Source organism: Pararhodobacter sp. (genome assembly GCF_034676075.1).
Taxonomy (GTDB): domain Bacteria; phylum Pseudomonadota; class Alphaproteobacteria; order Rhodobacterales; family Rhodobacteraceae; genus Pararhodobacter.
On record NZ_JAUCCQ010000019.1, the window covers coordinates 1 to 14342 of the forward strand.

Consider the following 14342-nt stretch of genomic DNA (forward strand, 5'->3'; position numbering starts at 1 on the left):
CTGCAAATATCCACGGGGTTTCCAAAGGGGGGCGTGCCCCCCTTTGGCGAGGGGGTCCGGGGGGCGAGTAGCCCCCCGGTTCGGCCTACGGCAATACCTCGCCCGGCACGGGCGGCACCGTTCCCCCCAGCGCCCGGGTGATGGTGGTCACATTGGCGACGATCATCCCCGGCCAGGTCTCGGCCCCCGATCCGACCTCGCCCAGAGCGTCGGAATAGAGCGAGCCGCCGATTTCGAGTGTATGGCCCTTCGAGGCTGCGGCTTCGACCAGGGCGCGGACGGCGCGGGGGTTGAGCGTGGTCTCGATGAAGGCGGCGGGCACGCGCCGGGCGGCGGCGAGGTCGGCGGTCGCGTCGATATCGGCGATCGAGGGTTCGCTTTCGGTGGAAATCCCCTGGATCGCCGCATTCTCCAGCCCGTAGCGGTGCGAGAAATACTGGAAGGCGTCATGCGCGGTCAGCAGGATCCGCTGTTCGGCCGGGATCGAGTCCAGCGCCTCGGCTGCCCAGGCATCGAGCGCCGCCGCCCGCGCCATCTCGGCGTCGCGGCCCCGGGCAATGGCCTCGGCGCAGTCGGGCGCCATCCCGGTCAGCACCTCGGCCAGCGCCGGAAAGGTCGTGGCCCAGAGCGAAGGATCCATCCAGATATGCGGATCGGGCGCCTCGCCATGGGTGAGGAGCCTGTCCGCCGGGACGCTGGCGCCCAGGACCGCCGCCCCCACCCGTTCCAGGACCGAGCCGAGCCGCCCCTCCAGCCCCAGCCCCAGCGCGACGATCCGGTCGGCCTCGCGCAATCTGGCGATGTCGGAGGGCCGCGCCTGATAGAGATGCGGGTCGAGGCCGGGGCCGATCAGCACCTCGACCCTGACGCACTCGCCCGCCATCCGCTGCGCCGGGTCGCCGATCATGCCGATCGTCGCCAGCAGCACCGGCTCGGCCGCCGCGGGGGTGGCGAGGCCGAGGGCAAGGGTGAGGGCAGCAAGGCCAGTGCGCATGGGGGGCTCCGTTGTTGTTGGAGAAATGTAGTCAAGGCTACACTCTGTGTCAACTTCTACAAATGAGCGGCGTGCCAAGCTCACTGATCGGAAATCCCGATCAAATGGGCGCGGAGAGGCGAATTGCTCTCGGCCCGCCGCTGCGCTCAAATGGCGGGCAAGCGGAGGCAGGTCATGGTCGAAACAGCGCGTGTGGTCATCATCGGGGGCGGGGCGGTCGGAGCCTCGGCGCTTTACCATCTGGCGCTGAAGGGCTGGACCGATTGCCTGCTGCTGGAGCGCAATGAATTGACCGCGGGCTCGACCTGGCATGCGGCGGGGAATGTGCCGACTTTCTCCTCCTCCTGGTCGATCATGAACATGCAGCGGTATTCGGCGGGGCTTTACCGGGGCCTCGGCGCGGCGGTCGATTACCCGATGAACTACCATGTCACCGGCTCCGTCCGCCTTGGCCACAGCGACGAGCGGATGCGCGAGTTCCAGAAGGTGGTCGGCATGGGCCGGTATCAGGGGATGGATCTCGCAACCCTCGGGCCGGACGAGATCCGCGCGAAATACCCGTTCCTCGAAACGCACGACCTCAAGGGCGCGCTCTACGATCCCTATGACGGCGATATCGACCCGGCACAGCTGACGCAGGCGCTGGCGGCCGGGGCCCGGCAGCTGGGTGCGCGGATCGAGCGGTTCCGGCCCGTCACCGGCGTCCGGCGCGACAACGGCGAATGGGTGCTGGAGACGCCGAAGGGCGAGGTGCGTTGCGAGTACGTGGTGAACGCGGGCGGCTATTACGCGGGCCGCGTCGGCGCGATGTTCGGCCGCCGGGTGCCGATGATGGTGATGAGCCACCAGTACCTGCTGTTCGACACGATCCCCGAGCTGGAGCAATGGACCCGCGATACCGGCCACAAGCTGCCGCTGCTGCGCGATGTCGACAGTTCCTATTACCTGAGGCAGGAGAAGATGGGCTTCAACCTCGGCCCCTACGAGGATCCCTGCCGTGCCCATTGGGCCAGCCCCGACGATCCGATGCCCGAGGATTTCAGTTTCCAGCTCTATCCCGACGATCTGGAACGGCTGGAATGGCATATCAACGACGCCATGGCCCGGGTGCCTTTGCTGGAGAAGGCCAACCTCCAGAAGGTCATCAACGGCCCGATCCCCTATACGCCCGATGGCAATCCGCTGATCGGCCCGATGCCGGGCGTGCCGAATGCCTTCGAGGCCTGCGTCTTCACCTTCGGCATCTGTCAGGCGGGGGGCGCGGGCAAGGTGCTGGCCGAATGGGTGACCGAGGGCGGCACCGAATGGGATATGTGGTCCTGCGATCCCCGCCGCTTCACCGGCTGGGAGGATGACGCCTATTGCCTCGCCAAGGGCAAGGAGATTTATGGCCACGAATACGGCATCCATTTCCCCATGGCGCGCTGGCCCGCCGCGCCCGACCGCAAACTCTCGCCGGTCCATGAGCGGCTGAAGGCTCTGGGCGCGCAATTCGCGCCCTATAACGGCTGGGAACGGGCGGAATATTTCGCGGCGCCGGGCGATGATACCTCGTGGGAAGCCACGCAGACCTTCCGCCGCGACGGCCCCTGGGCGGCGCGCATTCAGGCCGAATGCGAGGCGGTGCGCGACGGCTGCGGCGTGCTGGACCTGCCGGGTTTCACCCGTCTGCGGCTCAAGGGCCCCGGCGCGCGCGCCCATCTCGACAGCCTGACCGCCTCGCGCATCCCGGCGCCGGGGCGCATCGGGCTTATCTATTTCGCCGATGCGCGCGGGCGGATCGTCACCGAAATGAGTGTCCTGCCCTTCAGCGACGAGGAGATCGGCGTGATCACCGCCGCCGTCGCCCAGAGCCACGACGCCGACCTCCTGCGCAAGGACCTGCCCGAGGGCGTGGTGCTGGAGGATTTCTCGGACCTGATCCATTGCTTCATCGTCACCGGCCCGAAAGCCCGCGACATCCTCGCCCCGATCACCGAAGGCGATCTGACGCTGCCCTGGCTCTCGGTCCAGTATCAGGCCAAGGTCGCGGGCAAGGACGTGGCGCTGGTTCGCGTCTCCTTCGCCGGTGAACTGGGGTGGGAGGTGCATTGCGACCGCGCCGATGCGCCCGCCATCTATGACGCGATCCTTGCGCAGGGCGCCGTCCCCTTCGGCATGAAAGCCCTGAATTCGCTGAGGATTGAGAAGGGCTATCGCGCCTGGAAGGGGGACCTTTCCACCGATTACTCGCTGCTGGAGGGCGGGCTCGAGCGCTTCATCGATTGGTCGAAGGAATTCCCGGGCAAGGCGGCGCTGGAGCGCGAACGCCAGCAGGGCCCGGCGAAACGCTTCACCATCCTCACCGTCGACGCCCCTGACTTCGACCCACCCTACGTGGCCAATGTCTGGGCGGGCGAGCGGATCGTGGGCGAAGTGACCTCGGCCGCCTGGGGCTACCGGACCGGCGCCTGCGTGGCGCTGGCGATGATCGCGAGCCAGCACACGACGCCGGGCACCGCCCTTGAGGTCGAAATCTACGGCAGCCGCCACAAGGCGCTGGTAGAAGGGGCCGGTCCGCTCTGGGACGCAGGGAATGAAAGGCTCCGCTCATGATCACTTTGCCGCAAATACGCACGGGGGTTTCCAAAGGGGGAGTGTACTCCCCCTTTGGCGAGGGGGGCCCGGGGGGGCGAGCAGCCCCCCCGATCACCCTCCTCGACGGCGGCATGGGTCAGGAACTCATCCACCGCGCCGGGGATCAGCCGACGCCGCTCTGGGCCACGCGGGTGATGATCGACCATCCCGGCATGGTGCAGGCGGTGCATGACGATTACTTCGCCGCCGGTGCCAGCCTGGCGACGACCAATACCTATGCCCTGCACCACGACCGGTTCCTGAAATTCGGCCTCGACCACCGCTTTCTCGATTTCTACGAGGCCGCGCTTTCCGAGGCCGAGGCGGCGCGGGCGAAGCATGGGCGGGGGCTGCTCGCCGGGTCGATGGGGCCGCTCGTTGCCTCCTACCGGCCCGAGACCCTGCCGCCCCATGCCGAGGCGGTGGCGAAATACGCCGAGGTCGCGGCCATCATGGCGCCGCGGGTGGACCTGCTGATCGGGGAAACCGTCGCCTCGCTCGCCCATGCCAGGGCGCTGATCGAGGGCGCGAAGCAAGGCGCGCCGGACACACCGCTCTGGCTCTCGGTCACGGTCGAGGATCGCGACGGCACCCTGCTGCGCTCGGGCGAGACGCTCGCCGATCTCGCGCCGCTTCTGGAGGGCGTCGACGCGGTGCTGGCCAATTGCTCGGCGCCCGAGGCGATGGATCAGGCGATGCCGGTGCTCGGATCCTTCGGCCGCCCCTTCGGCGCCTATGCCAACGGTTTCCAGCTGATCACCTCGGATTTCCTCAAGGACAATGCCACGGTCGATGCGCTGACCAACCGCCCGGAACTGACGCCCGAACGCTATGCCGATTTCGCCCTGGGCTGGGTCGGGCAGGGGGCGACGCTGGTCGGTGGCTGCTGCGAGACCGGACCTGCCCATATCGCCGAACTCGCCCGCCGCCTGCGCGCGGCCGGTCACACCATCCGCTGAGGCCTTGCCATGACGCTCCCCACCCATGCCCGTGTCGTCATCATCGGTGGGGGCGTCTCGGGTTGCTCGGTCGCCTATCATCTGGCGAAAGCGGGCTGGACCGACATCGTGCTCCTGGAGCGCAAGCAGCTGACCTCGGGCACCACCTGGCATGCGGCGGGGCTGATCGGGCAATTGCGCGGGTCGCGGAACATGACGCGGCTCGCGCGCTATTCGGCGGATCTTTACGTGAAGCTGGAGGCCGAGACCGGGATCGCCACGGGGATGCGCCAGACCGGCTCCATCTCCGTGGCGCTGACCGAGGCCCGGCGGGAGGAACTCTACCGTCAGGCGGCGCTGGCCCGGGCCTTCGACGTCGACGTAACCGAGATCAGCCCGGCCGAGGTCAAGGCGATGTACCCGCATCTGAACGTGGGCGATGTGGTGGGGGCCGTGCATCTGCCGCTCGATGGCCAATGCGACCCCGCGAACATCGCCATGGCGCTGGCCAAGGGCGCGCGGATGCGCGGCGCGGTGATTCAGGAAGGCGTCAAGGTAACGAAGGTGCTGGACGATGGCGCCAAGGTCACCGGCGTCGCCTATGAGGGGCCGGAGGGGCCGGGCACCATCGCCTGCGAGCATGTGGTGAATTGCGGCGGCATGTGGGGCCGCGACCTCGCCGCGCAATCCGGCGTCACGCTGCCCCTGCACGCGGCCGAACACTTCTATCTGGTAACCGAACCGATCGAGGGGCTGGGCCGCCTGCCGGTGCTGCGCGTCCCCGACGAATGCGCGTACTACAAGGAGGACGCGGGCAAGATGATGCTCGGCGCCTTCGAGCCCAAGGCCAAGCCCTGGGGCATGGGTGGCATCCCCGAGGATTTCTGCTTCGACAGCCTGCCCGAGGATTTCGAGCATTTCGAGCCGATCCTCGGCATGGCCATGAACCGGATGCCGCTGTTCCAGACGGCCGGCATCCATACCTTCTTCAACGGGCCGGAAAGTTTCACCCCCGACGACCGCTATTACCTCGGCCCGGCGCCGGAGCTGGGGAATTACTGGGTGGCGGCGGGGTATAATTCGGTGGGGATCGTGTCCTCGGGCGGGGCCGGGATGGCGCTGGCCAGCTGGATGAATGAGGGCGAGGCGCCCTTCGACCTCTGGGAGGTGGATATCCGCCGCGCCCAGCCCTTCCAGAAGAACCGCCGCTACCTGAAAGAGCGGGTGACGGAAACGCTGGGCCTGCTCTATGCCGATCACTTCCCCTTCCGGCAGGTGGAGACCGCCCGCGGCGTCCGCCGCTCGCCCCTGCACGAGGCGCTGAAGGCGCGGGGCGCGGTGTTCGGGGAAGTTGCGGGGTGGGAACGCGCCAATTGGTTCGCGCGGCCGGGTCAAGAGCGGGAATACCGCTACGCCTGGGGTCGGCAGAACTGGTTCGAGAACCAGAAGGCCGAGCATCTGGCGGTCCGCAATGGCGTGGGCCTCTTCGACATGACCTCGTTCGGCAAGATCCGGGTCGAGGGGCGGGATGCCTGCGCCTTCCTGCAGGGCGTCTGCGCCAATGACATGGACGTGCCGCCGGGGCGGATCGTCTATACGCAGATGCTGAACGAGAAGGGCGGGATCGAGAGCGATCTGACGGTGACGCGGCTCACGGAGACCGCCTTCCTGCTGGTGGTGCCGGGGGCGACGCTGCAACGGGATCTGGCGTGGCTCAGGCGCCATGTCGGAGAGGCCTTCGCCGTCATCACCGATGTCACGGCGGGCGAGGCGGTGCTGTGCTTGATGGGGCCGCAGGCGCGGGACGTGCTGGCGCGCGTGACCCCCGCCGCCCTGGATAGTGCTGCTTTCCCCTATGGTACGGCGCAGGAGATCGAGCTGGGCATGGGCCTCGGCCGGGCGCATCGGGTGAGCTATGTGGGCGAACTCGGTTGGGAGCTTTATGTGCCCACCGATCAGGCCGCGCATGTCTTCGAGAGCCTGATGGAGGCCGCGCCGGAGATCACGCTTTGCGGTCTGCATACGCTGGACAGCTGCCGGATCGAGAAGGCCTTCCGTCATTGGGGCCATGACATCACCGACGAGGATCATGTGCTGGAAGCGGGCCTCGGCTTCGCCGTGAAGCCGGCCAAGGGCGCGTTCATCGGCCGCGAGGCGGTGCTGCGCAAACAGGAGGCGGGGCTGGAGCGGCGGATGGTGCAGTTCCTGCTGCAGGACCCCGACGCCATGGCCTACCACAACGAGCCGATCTGGCGGGATGGCCGGATCGTCGGCACCGTCACCTCGGGCAATTACGGGCATGCCCTCGGGGGCTCGGTCGCCCTGGGCTATGTGCCGGTGGAAGGCGGTTTCGACGGCGTGTTCGAGATCGACATCGCCGGGCGGCGGGTGCCGGCCAGGGCCTCGCTGAGCCCGCTCTATGACCCGAAAGCCTTGCGCGTTCGGATGTGACGAAGGCCGGGGGGCTGCCGCCCCCAGAGAACGTAAGAAGGCGGGGGGCTGCCGCCCCCCGCACCCCCTGCCCAAAGGGGGGAGCACGCTCCCCCCTTTGGAAACCCCCCGTGGATATTTGGAGAACAAAGATGGGCGAAGAAGTCTGTGCTCCGGTGAAGGCGCGGCGCAGCGGGGGGCGGGGGGCGCGGGTCGCCCTGCGCGCGGCACCCTTGGAGGAGGGGAAGCGCCCGGTCAGGGCGGGCCTGCCGGGGGGGCAGTATTCCCCCCTGAGCGAGGCCGCTGTGCTGCGCATCCATCAGGCTGCGCTGGAGGCCTTGGAGGTGGTGGGGCTGGCCAATGCCCCGGCCTCGGGCGTCGAGGTCATGACGCGGGCGGGCGCGGTGCTGGGCGATGACGGGCGGCTCCGCTATCCGCGGGCGCTGGTCGAGGACATGCTGGCCAAGGCGGCGCGCGGGATCACGCTGCATGGCCGCGACCCGCGGCACGATCTGCATCTGGAGGGGACGCGGGTCCATTACGGCACGGCGGGGGCGGCGGTGCATGTGGTCGATCTGGCGACGCTCGACTACCGCGAGTCCACCGCGCAGGACCTGCATGACGCGGCGCGGATCGTGCAGCATCTGGACAATGTGCATTTCTTCCAGCGGATCTGCGTCTGTCGCGATGTGACCGACAATTTCGACATGGATATCAACACGCTCTATGGCGCTTTGGCGGGGACGACCAAGCATGTGGGCACCTCGTTCAGCGACCCGTCGCATGTGACGGGCTGTTTCGAGCTGCTGCACCTGGTGGCGGGGGGCGAGGAGGCCTGGCGCGCCCGGCCCTTCGTGAGCAATTCCAATTGCTTCGTCGTGCCGCCGATGAAATTCGCCGAGGAAAGCTGCATCACCATGGAGGCCTGCATCCGCGCGGGCATGCCGGTCCTGCTGCTCAGCGCAGGGCAGGCGGGGGCGACCAGCCCGGCGCCGATCGCCGCCTCGATCGTGCAGGCGGTGGCGGAATGCCTCGCGGGGGTGGTCTATGTCAACGCCATCGCCCCCGGCCATCCGGCAATCTTCGGCACCTGGCCTTTCGTCAGCGACCTGAGGACCGGGGCCATGTCGGGGGGCAGCGCCGAACAGGCCCTGCTGACCGCGGGCTGCGCGCAGATGCACCGCTTCTACGGGTTGCCGGGCGGCGCGGCGGCGGGGATCGCCGACAGCAAGCTGCCCGATATGCAGGCGGGCTGGGAGCAGGCGATTTCCAACACGCTGGCCGGGCTGTCGGGGCTGAACATGGTTTATGAGGCGGTCGGCATGCATGCCTCGCTGCTGGGCTTCAGCTTCGAATCGCTGGTGCTGGGCGATGACCTGCTGGGGCAGGCGCTGCGCTGCGTGCGGGGGATCGACGTGACCGAGGATGCGGTCAGCCTCGATGTCATGAAACAGGTTTGTCTGGGCGGGCCGGGCCATTACCTCGGCTCGGATCAGACGCTGAAGCTGATGCAGACCGAATACATCTACCCAGTGCTGGGAAACCGGATGAGCCCCAAGGAATGGAACGAGGCCGGGCGGCCGCTGCTGCTGGACGAGGCGCAGAAGCGGGTGGCCGAGATCCTGGCCCGCGCGCCCTGCCAGATCGACCCGGCCACGGATCTGGCGATCCGCAGCCGGTTCAACATTCACTTCCGCTGAGGCTCAGCGCGAGATCAGCACCGAGCATTGCGCGTGGCGCACCACGCGGGCGGCGGTCGAGCCGATGAAATAATCGCTGAGCCCCGGGCGGTGCGAGGCGATCATGATCAGATCGGCGCCGGTGTCGTCGGCGCATTGCAGGATCTGGCTGGCCGGGGCGCCGGTGCGGATCTCGGACTGGACATCGGCGCTGACGCCATCGGCCAGAAGGCCCAGCTCGACCCTTGCCTCGGCCTGGCGGCGGTCGTTCAGGTCGCGCGGCAGTTCGGCGGCGATATAGCTCGGCACATCCTCCAGGACGTGCAGCAGCCGGATCACGCCGCCGGCATCCAGCAGTTGAACGGCCTTGTCGATCAGGGCCTTGCCGGCTTCGCCATGGCTGAGGTCGACGGCGACGATGATGTGTTTGTACATGGTCTTCTCTCCAGTTCGCGTAGGGTGAAGATAGGGCCGAGGATCGCCCCCGGACATGATCTGGGTCAAGGTCTTGCCAGTCTTGCGCCCCGGGCTAGGGCACGGGCGATCCCCAGAAGCACCAGTCCGGCCAGCGCGAAGCCGAGGCAGAGCCCGGCGATGTTCAGCGCGATGCGCGTGGCACCGAACCGGCCGACATCGAGGAAGAAATAGGGATAGATCCCGTCGATCTGGCCCCTGAGCAGCGCATAGAGGCAATAGCCTGCGGGCCAGATCAGCCAGCGCGGCACATCGGCCAGCGTCAGGGCCCGCCCGCCCCAGCCCAGCCACCAGAGCACGGCGAAGAGCGGCGTCAGCGTGTGCAGCCAGAGATCGGCCCAGAAGGTCAGCCCGGTCAGCGGCGCCTCGGGCGCCAGCAGCAGATGGAAGACGAGGCCGACCATGCCGATCGACAGCACGACCCCCGCCATCCAGCCGTCGCCCGGGTTCCGGCCCGATGCGAAGAGGGCGAAGCTGACGAAGACCAGCGCATTGGTCAGGATGGTGAAGAACCGTCCCAGCGCCCAGAGGCGCAGCAGCGGGTCGGCCAGCCCTTCGGTCGCGCCGCTGGCGAGGAATTGCAGGACCAGCCCGCACAGGGCGGCCAGGGCGACGAGGGCGGCGAGATTTCGGGACATGACACCTCCGGGTTGAAAGGGCAGGATACAAGCGCCGCGAAAGATGTCACGCGGCTTGGCGGGGGCTCGGGCATGGACATTCTGTCGGTTTCGGTTTTCGCGCTGGCGCTTCTGTTGGCGGCGGGCACGCCCGGCCCCTCGATCGCGGCGTTGGTGGCACGCGTGCTGTCGCGCGGCTGGCGTGAGGTGATGCCTTTCGTGCTGGCGATGTGGCTGGGTGAACTCATCTGGCTGCTGACGGCGCTGGCGGGGCTGGCGACGCTGGCGCAGACCTTCCACTGGCTGTTTGCCGGGCTGAAATGGCTGGGCGTGGCCTATCTGGTCTGGCTTGCCTGGAGCATGTGGCGCGCGCCGGGGGAGGGTGGCGCGGCGGAATTGCCGCGCCGGGGATCGGCCTGGTCGATGTTCGGGGCGGGGATGGCGGTGACGCTGGGCAATCCGAAGATCATGCTCTTCTATCTGGCGCTGCTGCCGACGCTGCTGGACACGCGGAGCCTGGGCTGGGGCGAGGCCGGGCTGCTGGCGCTGGTCACGCTGGCGGTGCTGGCGGTGGCGGATCTGGGCTGGATCCTGCTGGCGCAGCATGCCCGCAGGCTCCTCAGGACGCCGCGCGCGATTCGCCTGTCCCAGCGGCTGAGTGCCCTGGTCATGGGCGGCGCGGCGGCAGCGATTGCCGCAAAGGCGTGATACCGCCGATTTTCCACCCCGATGGTTGATCGGCCGGGCGGCGGCTTTCTATGGTGGCGCTGACAGGGACCAAAGGGGAATCGCCGATGCGGCTTATCGCGGCGGCCATCATCGGGGCGGGGCTGGGCGGCGCGGCGCTGGCCGAATGCGCGCTGCCCGAACCCAGCGCCCCGGCCAGCGGCTGGCAGGTGATCGAGGGCGAGGATTTCGCCTTCACCGCTGAAAACCCGGCCTTTCCCGGTCTCACGGTCGATCTGACCATGGATGCGCCGGTCATCCCCGAGGTGCTGGATTTCGTGCGGCTCGACCGCTACGGCGGGCGGGTGGCGCTGCTGCAATATTTCTCGGGCGATCCGGGGACCTAGGCGCTGGTGACGATGGTGCGCAACGCGGTCATCGACCTTGGCACCGGGCAGACGCTGGCCACGCCGCTCTATTCCGCCGATTGCCAGCCCATCGCCTGGACCTGGTTCCCCGATTACATCGAGATCGCCGACGCGGCGCTGGTCGAGCGGATCCGCTTGCCCGCCATCGATTGAGCGGCGCTCAGCCGAAGGCGCGGCCGATCAGGCCGAAGATCCGCGCCAGCTGGCCCAGAAGCCGGGCGAATTCCGGGCTGACATAGGCGAGGGCCAGGAAGGCGGTGGCGACGGCCAGGACGATCAGCCAGATCGTCACGTTTTGCGACATGGGGCACCCGATGCTGGAAGCTGGGCGCATCCTGCCATGAAAAAGGGCGGCCGTCGCGGGCCGCCCTTCGCTGTTTCGGGTGAGAGTGGTTCAGCCCCGTGCGCGGCGGCCGCCCCGGCGGCCCGAGGAGGCGGCCGAGGCCGCGGCCGAGGCTTCGGCGAAGGTGGCGCCCGCCTGCATGGCTTCCAGCACCTTGGCCAGACGGATCCATTCGCCGCCGTTCGAATCGTGGTCCATCAGCAGGTTGGCGGCGCGGATCGCCTCCATCTCCTGATGGCGGACCGGGTTCATGATCGCCGAGGTCATGCCGGCGCCGATGGCCATGGGCAGGAAGGCGCCGTTGATGCCGTGCCGGTTGGGCAGCCCGAACGAGATGTTCGAGGCGCCGCAGGTCGTGTTCACACCCAGCTCGTCGCGCAGGCGCTTGACCAGCGCGAAGACCTGCCGCCCGGCCGAGGCCATGGCACCGACCGGCATCACCAGCGGGTCGACCACGATGTCATGCGCCGGGATACCGAAATCGGCGGCGCGCTCGACGATCTTCTTGGCCACGGCGAAGCGGACGTCGGGGTCCTGCGAGATGCCGGTGTCGTCGTTCGAGATGGCGACCACCGGGACGTTGTATTTCTTGACCAGCGGCAGGACCAGTTCCAGACGCTCTTCCTCGCCCGTGACCGAGTTCAAGAGCGGGCGACCCTGCGCGGCTTTCAGCCCCTCTTCCAGCGCGCCGGGGACCGACGAGTCGATGCACAGCGGCACATCGGTGATCGCCTGGATCCGCTCGATCAGCGCCTTCATCAGCGGCGGTTCGACGAAGTTGTTGTCGGCGTAACGCGGGTCTTCGGCCATCTTGTTGGTGAAGACGGCGCCCGAGTTCACGTCCAGCACCGTGGCGCCGCAGATCACCTGCTCCAGCGCGTCCCGCTCGACGGTCGAGAAATCGCCCATCTCCAGCTCGGCCGCCAGTTTCTTGCGGCCGGTCGGGTTGATGCGCTCGCCGATCACGCAGAAGGGTTCGTCAAAGCCGATGATCACGGTCTTGGTGGCAGATTCGAGGACGGTACGGGTCATGAGGAAACTCCTTCTAGGCGCGTGAGGGATTCCTCGAGCGCGGGATCGGTGAAATCGGCAAGGGTGAGGTGGGCGCCCGCGGCCCGGAGCGCCGCATCGTCCAGCGTCGAGCGCAGGCCGATGACGAAGGCCCCGGCGTCGGTGGCGGCGCGGATGCCCGAGGGGCTGTCCTCGAAGGCGATGCAATCGCGGGGCGCGACGCCCAGACGGTCCATGGCGGTCAGATAGGGATCGGGGAAGGGCTTGCCCCGCGCGCAGGTCTCGCCGCTGATCACCACGGCGAAACGGTCCCGCAGGCCGATGGCCGCCAGCATCGCCTCGGCGTTGAGCGGGTTGGCGTTGGTCACCACGGCAAGGCCGAGCCCGGCGTGTTCGGCGCGGTCCAGCAGCCGCCCCAGACCCGGGGTCGCGGGGAAGGGGCGGGGCAGGCGGCGGCGAAACTCCGCTTCCTTGGCGTCGGACAGGCCCTGCGGATCGGCCTCGTCCGGCAGGAAGTCGCGGAACACATCGGTGTTGAGCCGCCCCAGCACATGCCGGTCGTAGAAGGCCTGATCAATCGCGATTCCCCGCGCGGCCATCAGGTCGCGGTAGATGGCGAAATGGATCGGATCGGTGTGCAGCATCGTGCCGTCCAGATCGAACAGCAGCGCGGCGCGGGGCGAGGGCCTCATGCGCGGCCCCCGCAGGATTGCGGGCTCAGCGCAGGCGCTGGCAGGCGTATTCCAGCATCGCGCCCGGATAGGCGCCATCCGGCACATAGGTCCGAAGCGCGCCGGGATCGCCGATCCAGGCCGGGTAGAGCGTGAACGAGGGCACGTTGTTCGGCACGAGCTGCAAATGCAGACCCTGCTGCGAGGGCATGCCCGGCAGGGGGCCGAAAGCCCAGCGCCCGGGCGCCCGGATCTCGCGGATCTGCGGACCGTTCATGCCGGGACCCTGGTTGAGGATCCACGTCCCCTCGGCATAGGCGGTGAAATCGGGCGCCATGTCGACGATCACGTCGACGGTGGCGGGGACCGAGTTGAGGATGCAGCGCCAGCGCCCGGGAATGTACTGGGCCTGCGCAGAGGCAAGGGACGGAATGAGCGCCAGCGCGGCCGGCAACAGAAAACGGAGCATCGCGAAACTCTCTGATCGAAAAGGCAAGGACGGCAGCGTAACCGCTGCCTCCCGCCTTCGACAAATCACGATCCGCGATGCGCTGCATGGTCTCAGGCTGCCTGCGCCGGGCGCTGGCCGTTGCGCTGGGTCCAGTCGGCGTTGGTCTTGATCCCGCCCAGCGGGAAGAAATGCACGGCCTCGATGCCGAAATCGGGGTTCGCGGCCTTGTGCTCGGCCAGTTCGGTGACGAACTCGTCGGGCTCGTAGGGCAGCAACAGTTTGGTCACGTCCATGGCGCGTTTCTGCAGCACCTTGAGCGAGGGGCCGACGCCGCAGGCGATGGCGAATTTGATCAGCGTCTGCAGCTTCGCGGGACCGGCGACGCCGATATGCACCGGCAGGTCGATGCCGTTGGCCTTCAGGTTGTTCACCCAGTCGATGACCGGCTTCGCTTCGAAGCAGAATTGCGTGGCCATGGCCATTTTCGCATCGGTGCGCTCGGAGAACGCCTGTTTCCAGAGCGCCGCTTCCATCACCATCCGGTCCGAGCCGTCGGGGTCGATGTCCTTGTTGCCCTCGGGGTGGCCGGCGACATGCAGCCGTTCGAACCCGTCGAAAGCGCCCGATTCCAGCAGCTGCATGGAGGAGTGGAACTCGCCCTTCTGCTGTTGCGGGTTGCCGGCCAGGATCAGGCCCTGTTTCACCCCGGCCTCGCCCTGATAACGCGCGACCCAATCCGTCAGCATCGCCTTGTCGGCGATGATCCGCGCCGGGAAATGCGGCATCGGCTCATAGCCCTCGGCGCGCAGGCGCTTGGCGGTGGCGACCATGTCCTCGATCGGCGTGCCGTCGATATGGGCGATATAAACCCGCGTGCCCTGGGGCAGGAGGGTGCGGAAATCCTCGATCTTCTCGGCGGTGCGGGGCATCACCTCGATGGAGAACCCATCGAGGAACGCGGCGACCGCGGCCGAGCCGGTGGCACCGGATTTGCGGGCGAAGGGGAAGAGGGCCATGGAAATCT

The 14342-nt window shown here is 68.0% G+C and carries 15 protein-coding genes; 7 read left to right on the plus strand and 8 right to left on the minus strand.

Annotated features, from left to right (window positions below; genetic code table 11):
* Window positions 1–85: 85 nt before the first annotated feature.
* Window positions 86–994, minus strand: a complete 909-nt coding sequence (locus VDQ18_RS08400; RefSeq protein WP_323020501.1) for a metal ABC transporter solute-binding protein, Zn/Mn family — start codon at window positions 992–994, stop codon at window positions 86–88.
* Between the two features lie 174 nt (window positions 995–1168).
* Between VDQ18_RS08400 and VDQ18_RS08405 the strand changes: the two genes are divergently transcribed.
* The 4 genes from VDQ18_RS08405 (at window position 1169) to VDQ18_RS08420 (ending at window position 8678) form a co-directional block, all read left to right on the plus strand.
* Window positions 1169–3589: an FAD-dependent oxidoreductase gene (locus VDQ18_RS08405; RefSeq protein WP_323020502.1), complete on the plus strand. Its 2421-nt coding sequence runs from the start codon at window positions 1169–1171 to the stop codon at window positions 3587–3589.
* A gap of 41 nt (window positions 3590–3630) precedes the next feature.
* Window positions 3631–4569: a homocysteine S-methyltransferase family protein gene (locus tag VDQ18_RS08410; RefSeq protein ID WP_323020503.1), complete on the plus strand. Its 939-nt coding sequence runs from the start codon at window positions 3631–3633 to the stop codon at window positions 4567–4569.
* Window positions 4570–4578: 9 nt separating this feature from the next.
* Window positions 4579–6999, plus strand: a complete 2421-nt coding sequence (locus tag VDQ18_RS08415) for an FAD-dependent oxidoreductase (protein WP_323020504.1) — start codon at window positions 4579–4581, stop codon at window positions 6997–6999.
* A 131-nt stretch (window positions 7000–7130) separates the two neighbouring features.
* Window positions 7131–8678, plus strand: a complete 1548-nt coding sequence (locus tag VDQ18_RS08420; RefSeq protein ID WP_323020505.1) for a trimethylamine methyltransferase family protein — start codon at window positions 7131–7133, stop codon at window positions 8676–8678.
* A gap of 3 nt (window positions 8679–8681) precedes the next feature.
* Here the strand turns inward: VDQ18_RS08420 and VDQ18_RS08425 are convergent, their stop codons facing one another.
* Both VDQ18_RS08425 and VDQ18_RS08430 read right to left on the minus strand, forming a co-directional pair.
* Window positions 8682–9092 carry a universal stress protein gene (locus VDQ18_RS08425; RefSeq protein ID WP_107750815.1) on the minus strand — a complete coding sequence of 137 codons (411 nt, stop codon included), beginning with the start codon at window positions 9090–9092 and terminating at the stop codon, window positions 8682–8684.
* Window positions 9093–9157: 65 nt separating this feature from the next.
* Window positions 9158–9769 (minus strand): Pr6Pr family membrane protein, encoded by a 612-nt coding sequence (locus tag VDQ18_RS08430; RefSeq protein ID WP_323020506.1) that lies wholly within the window; start codon window positions 9767–9769, stop codon window positions 9158–9160.
* Between the two features lie 72 nt (window positions 9770–9841).
* On the opposite strand from VDQ18_RS08430, the gene VDQ18_RS08435 reads away from it, so the two are divergent.
* From VDQ18_RS08435 to VDQ18_RS08445, 3 genes are all read left to right on the plus strand, one after another.
* Window positions 9842–10456 (plus strand): LysE family translocator, encoded by a 615-nt coding sequence (locus tag VDQ18_RS08435; RefSeq protein ID WP_323020507.1) that lies wholly within the window; start codon window positions 9842–9844, stop codon window positions 10454–10456.
* A gap of 86 nt (window positions 10457–10542) precedes the next feature.
* The gene (locus tag VDQ18_RS08440; RefSeq protein WP_323020508.1) at window positions 10543–10821 is read left to right on the plus strand and encodes a hypothetical protein; all 279 of its coding nucleotides are present in this window, start codon (window positions 10543–10545) and stop codon (window positions 10819–10821) included.
* A gap of 6 nt (window positions 10822–10827) precedes the next feature.
* Window positions 10828–10995 (plus strand): hypothetical protein, encoded by a 168-nt coding sequence (locus tag VDQ18_RS08445; RefSeq protein ID WP_323020509.1) that lies wholly within the window; start codon window positions 10828–10830, stop codon window positions 10993–10995.
* Between the two features lie 7 nt (window positions 10996–11002).
* On the opposite strand, the gene VDQ18_RS08450 is transcribed toward VDQ18_RS08445, so the two are convergent.
* From VDQ18_RS08450 to VDQ18_RS08470, 5 genes are all read right to left on the minus strand, one after another.
* The gene (locus VDQ18_RS08450) at window positions 11003–11146 is read right to left on the minus strand and encodes a hypothetical protein (protein WP_323020510.1); all 144 of its coding nucleotides are present in this window, start codon (window positions 11144–11146) and stop codon (window positions 11003–11005) included.
* A 90-nt stretch (window positions 11147–11236) separates the two neighbouring features.
* Window positions 11237–12217 (minus strand): methyltetrahydrofolate cobalamin methyltransferase, encoded by a 981-nt coding sequence (locus VDQ18_RS08455; protein WP_323020511.1) that lies wholly within the window; start codon window positions 12215–12217, stop codon window positions 11237–11239.
* Entirely contained in the window at window positions 12214–12888 is a 675-nt protein-coding gene (locus VDQ18_RS08460; RefSeq protein ID WP_323020512.1) for an HAD family phosphatase, read from the minus strand. The genes VDQ18_RS08455 and VDQ18_RS08460 overlap by 4 nt, the downstream gene beginning before the upstream one ends.
* Before the next feature lie 25 nt (window positions 12889–12913).
* A complete protein-coding gene (locus VDQ18_RS08465; RefSeq protein ID WP_323020513.1) occupies window positions 12914–13336 on the minus strand; it encodes a hypothetical protein in 423 nt (140 codons plus the stop codon).
* 92 nt (window positions 13337–13428) lie between these two features.
* Window positions 13429–14334 carry a methylenetetrahydrofolate reductase gene (locus VDQ18_RS08470; RefSeq protein ID WP_323020514.1) on the minus strand — a complete coding sequence of 302 codons (906 nt, stop codon included), beginning with the start codon at window positions 14332–14334 and terminating at the stop codon, window positions 13429–13431.
* Window positions 14335–14342 lie beyond the last annotated feature (8 nt).

Bases quoted from the DNA above. Each gene is read 5' to 3' on its own strand.
- VDQ18_RS08400 (WP_323020501.1), bottom strand. From the start codon at position 994: ATGCGCACTGGCCTTGCTGCCCTCACCCTTGCCCTCGGCCTCGCCACC.
- VDQ18_RS08405 (WP_323020502.1), top strand. From the start codon at position 1,169: ATGGTCGAAACAGCGCGTGTGGTCATCATCGGGGGCGGGGCGGTCGGA.
- VDQ18_RS08415 (WP_323020504.1), top strand. From the start codon at position 4,579: ATGACGCTCCCCACCCATGCCCGTGTCGTCATCATCGGTGGGGGCGTC.
- VDQ18_RS08420 (WP_323020505.1), top strand. From the start codon at position 7,131: ATGGGCGAAGAAGTCTGTGCTCCGGTGAAGGCGCGGCGCAGCGGGGGG.
- VDQ18_RS08425 (WP_107750815.1), bottom strand. From the start codon at position 9,092: ATGTACAAACACATCATCGTCGCCGTCGACCTCAGCCATGGCGAAGCC.
- VDQ18_RS08430 (WP_323020506.1), bottom strand. From the start codon at position 9,769: ATGTCCCGAAATCTCGCCGCCCTCGTCGCCCTGGCCGCCCTGTGCGGG.
- VDQ18_RS08435 (WP_323020507.1), top strand. From the start codon at position 9,842: ATGGACATTCTGTCGGTTTCGGTTTTCGCGCTGGCGCTTCTGTTGGCG.
- VDQ18_RS08440 (WP_323020508.1), top strand. From the start codon at position 10,543: ATGCGGCTTATCGCGGCGGCCATCATCGGGGCGGGGCTGGGCGGCGCG.
- VDQ18_RS08450 (WP_323020510.1), bottom strand. From the start codon at position 11,146: ATGTCGCAAAACGTGACGATCTGGCTGATCGTCCTGGCCGTCGCCACC.
- VDQ18_RS08455 (WP_323020511.1), bottom strand. From the start codon at position 12,217: ATGACCCGTACCGTCCTCGAATCTGCCACCAAGACCGTGATCATCGGC.
- VDQ18_RS08460 (WP_323020512.1), bottom strand. From the start codon at position 12,888: ATGAGGCCCTCGCCCCGCGCCGCGCTGCTGTTCGATCTGGACGGCACG.
- VDQ18_RS08465 (WP_323020513.1), bottom strand. From the start codon at position 13,336: ATGCTCCGTTTTCTGTTGCCGGCCGCGCTGGCGCTCATTCCGTCCCTT.
- VDQ18_RS08470 (WP_323020514.1), bottom strand. From the start codon at position 14,334: ATGGCCCTCTTCCCCTTCGCCCGCAAATCCGGTGCCACCGGCTCGGCC.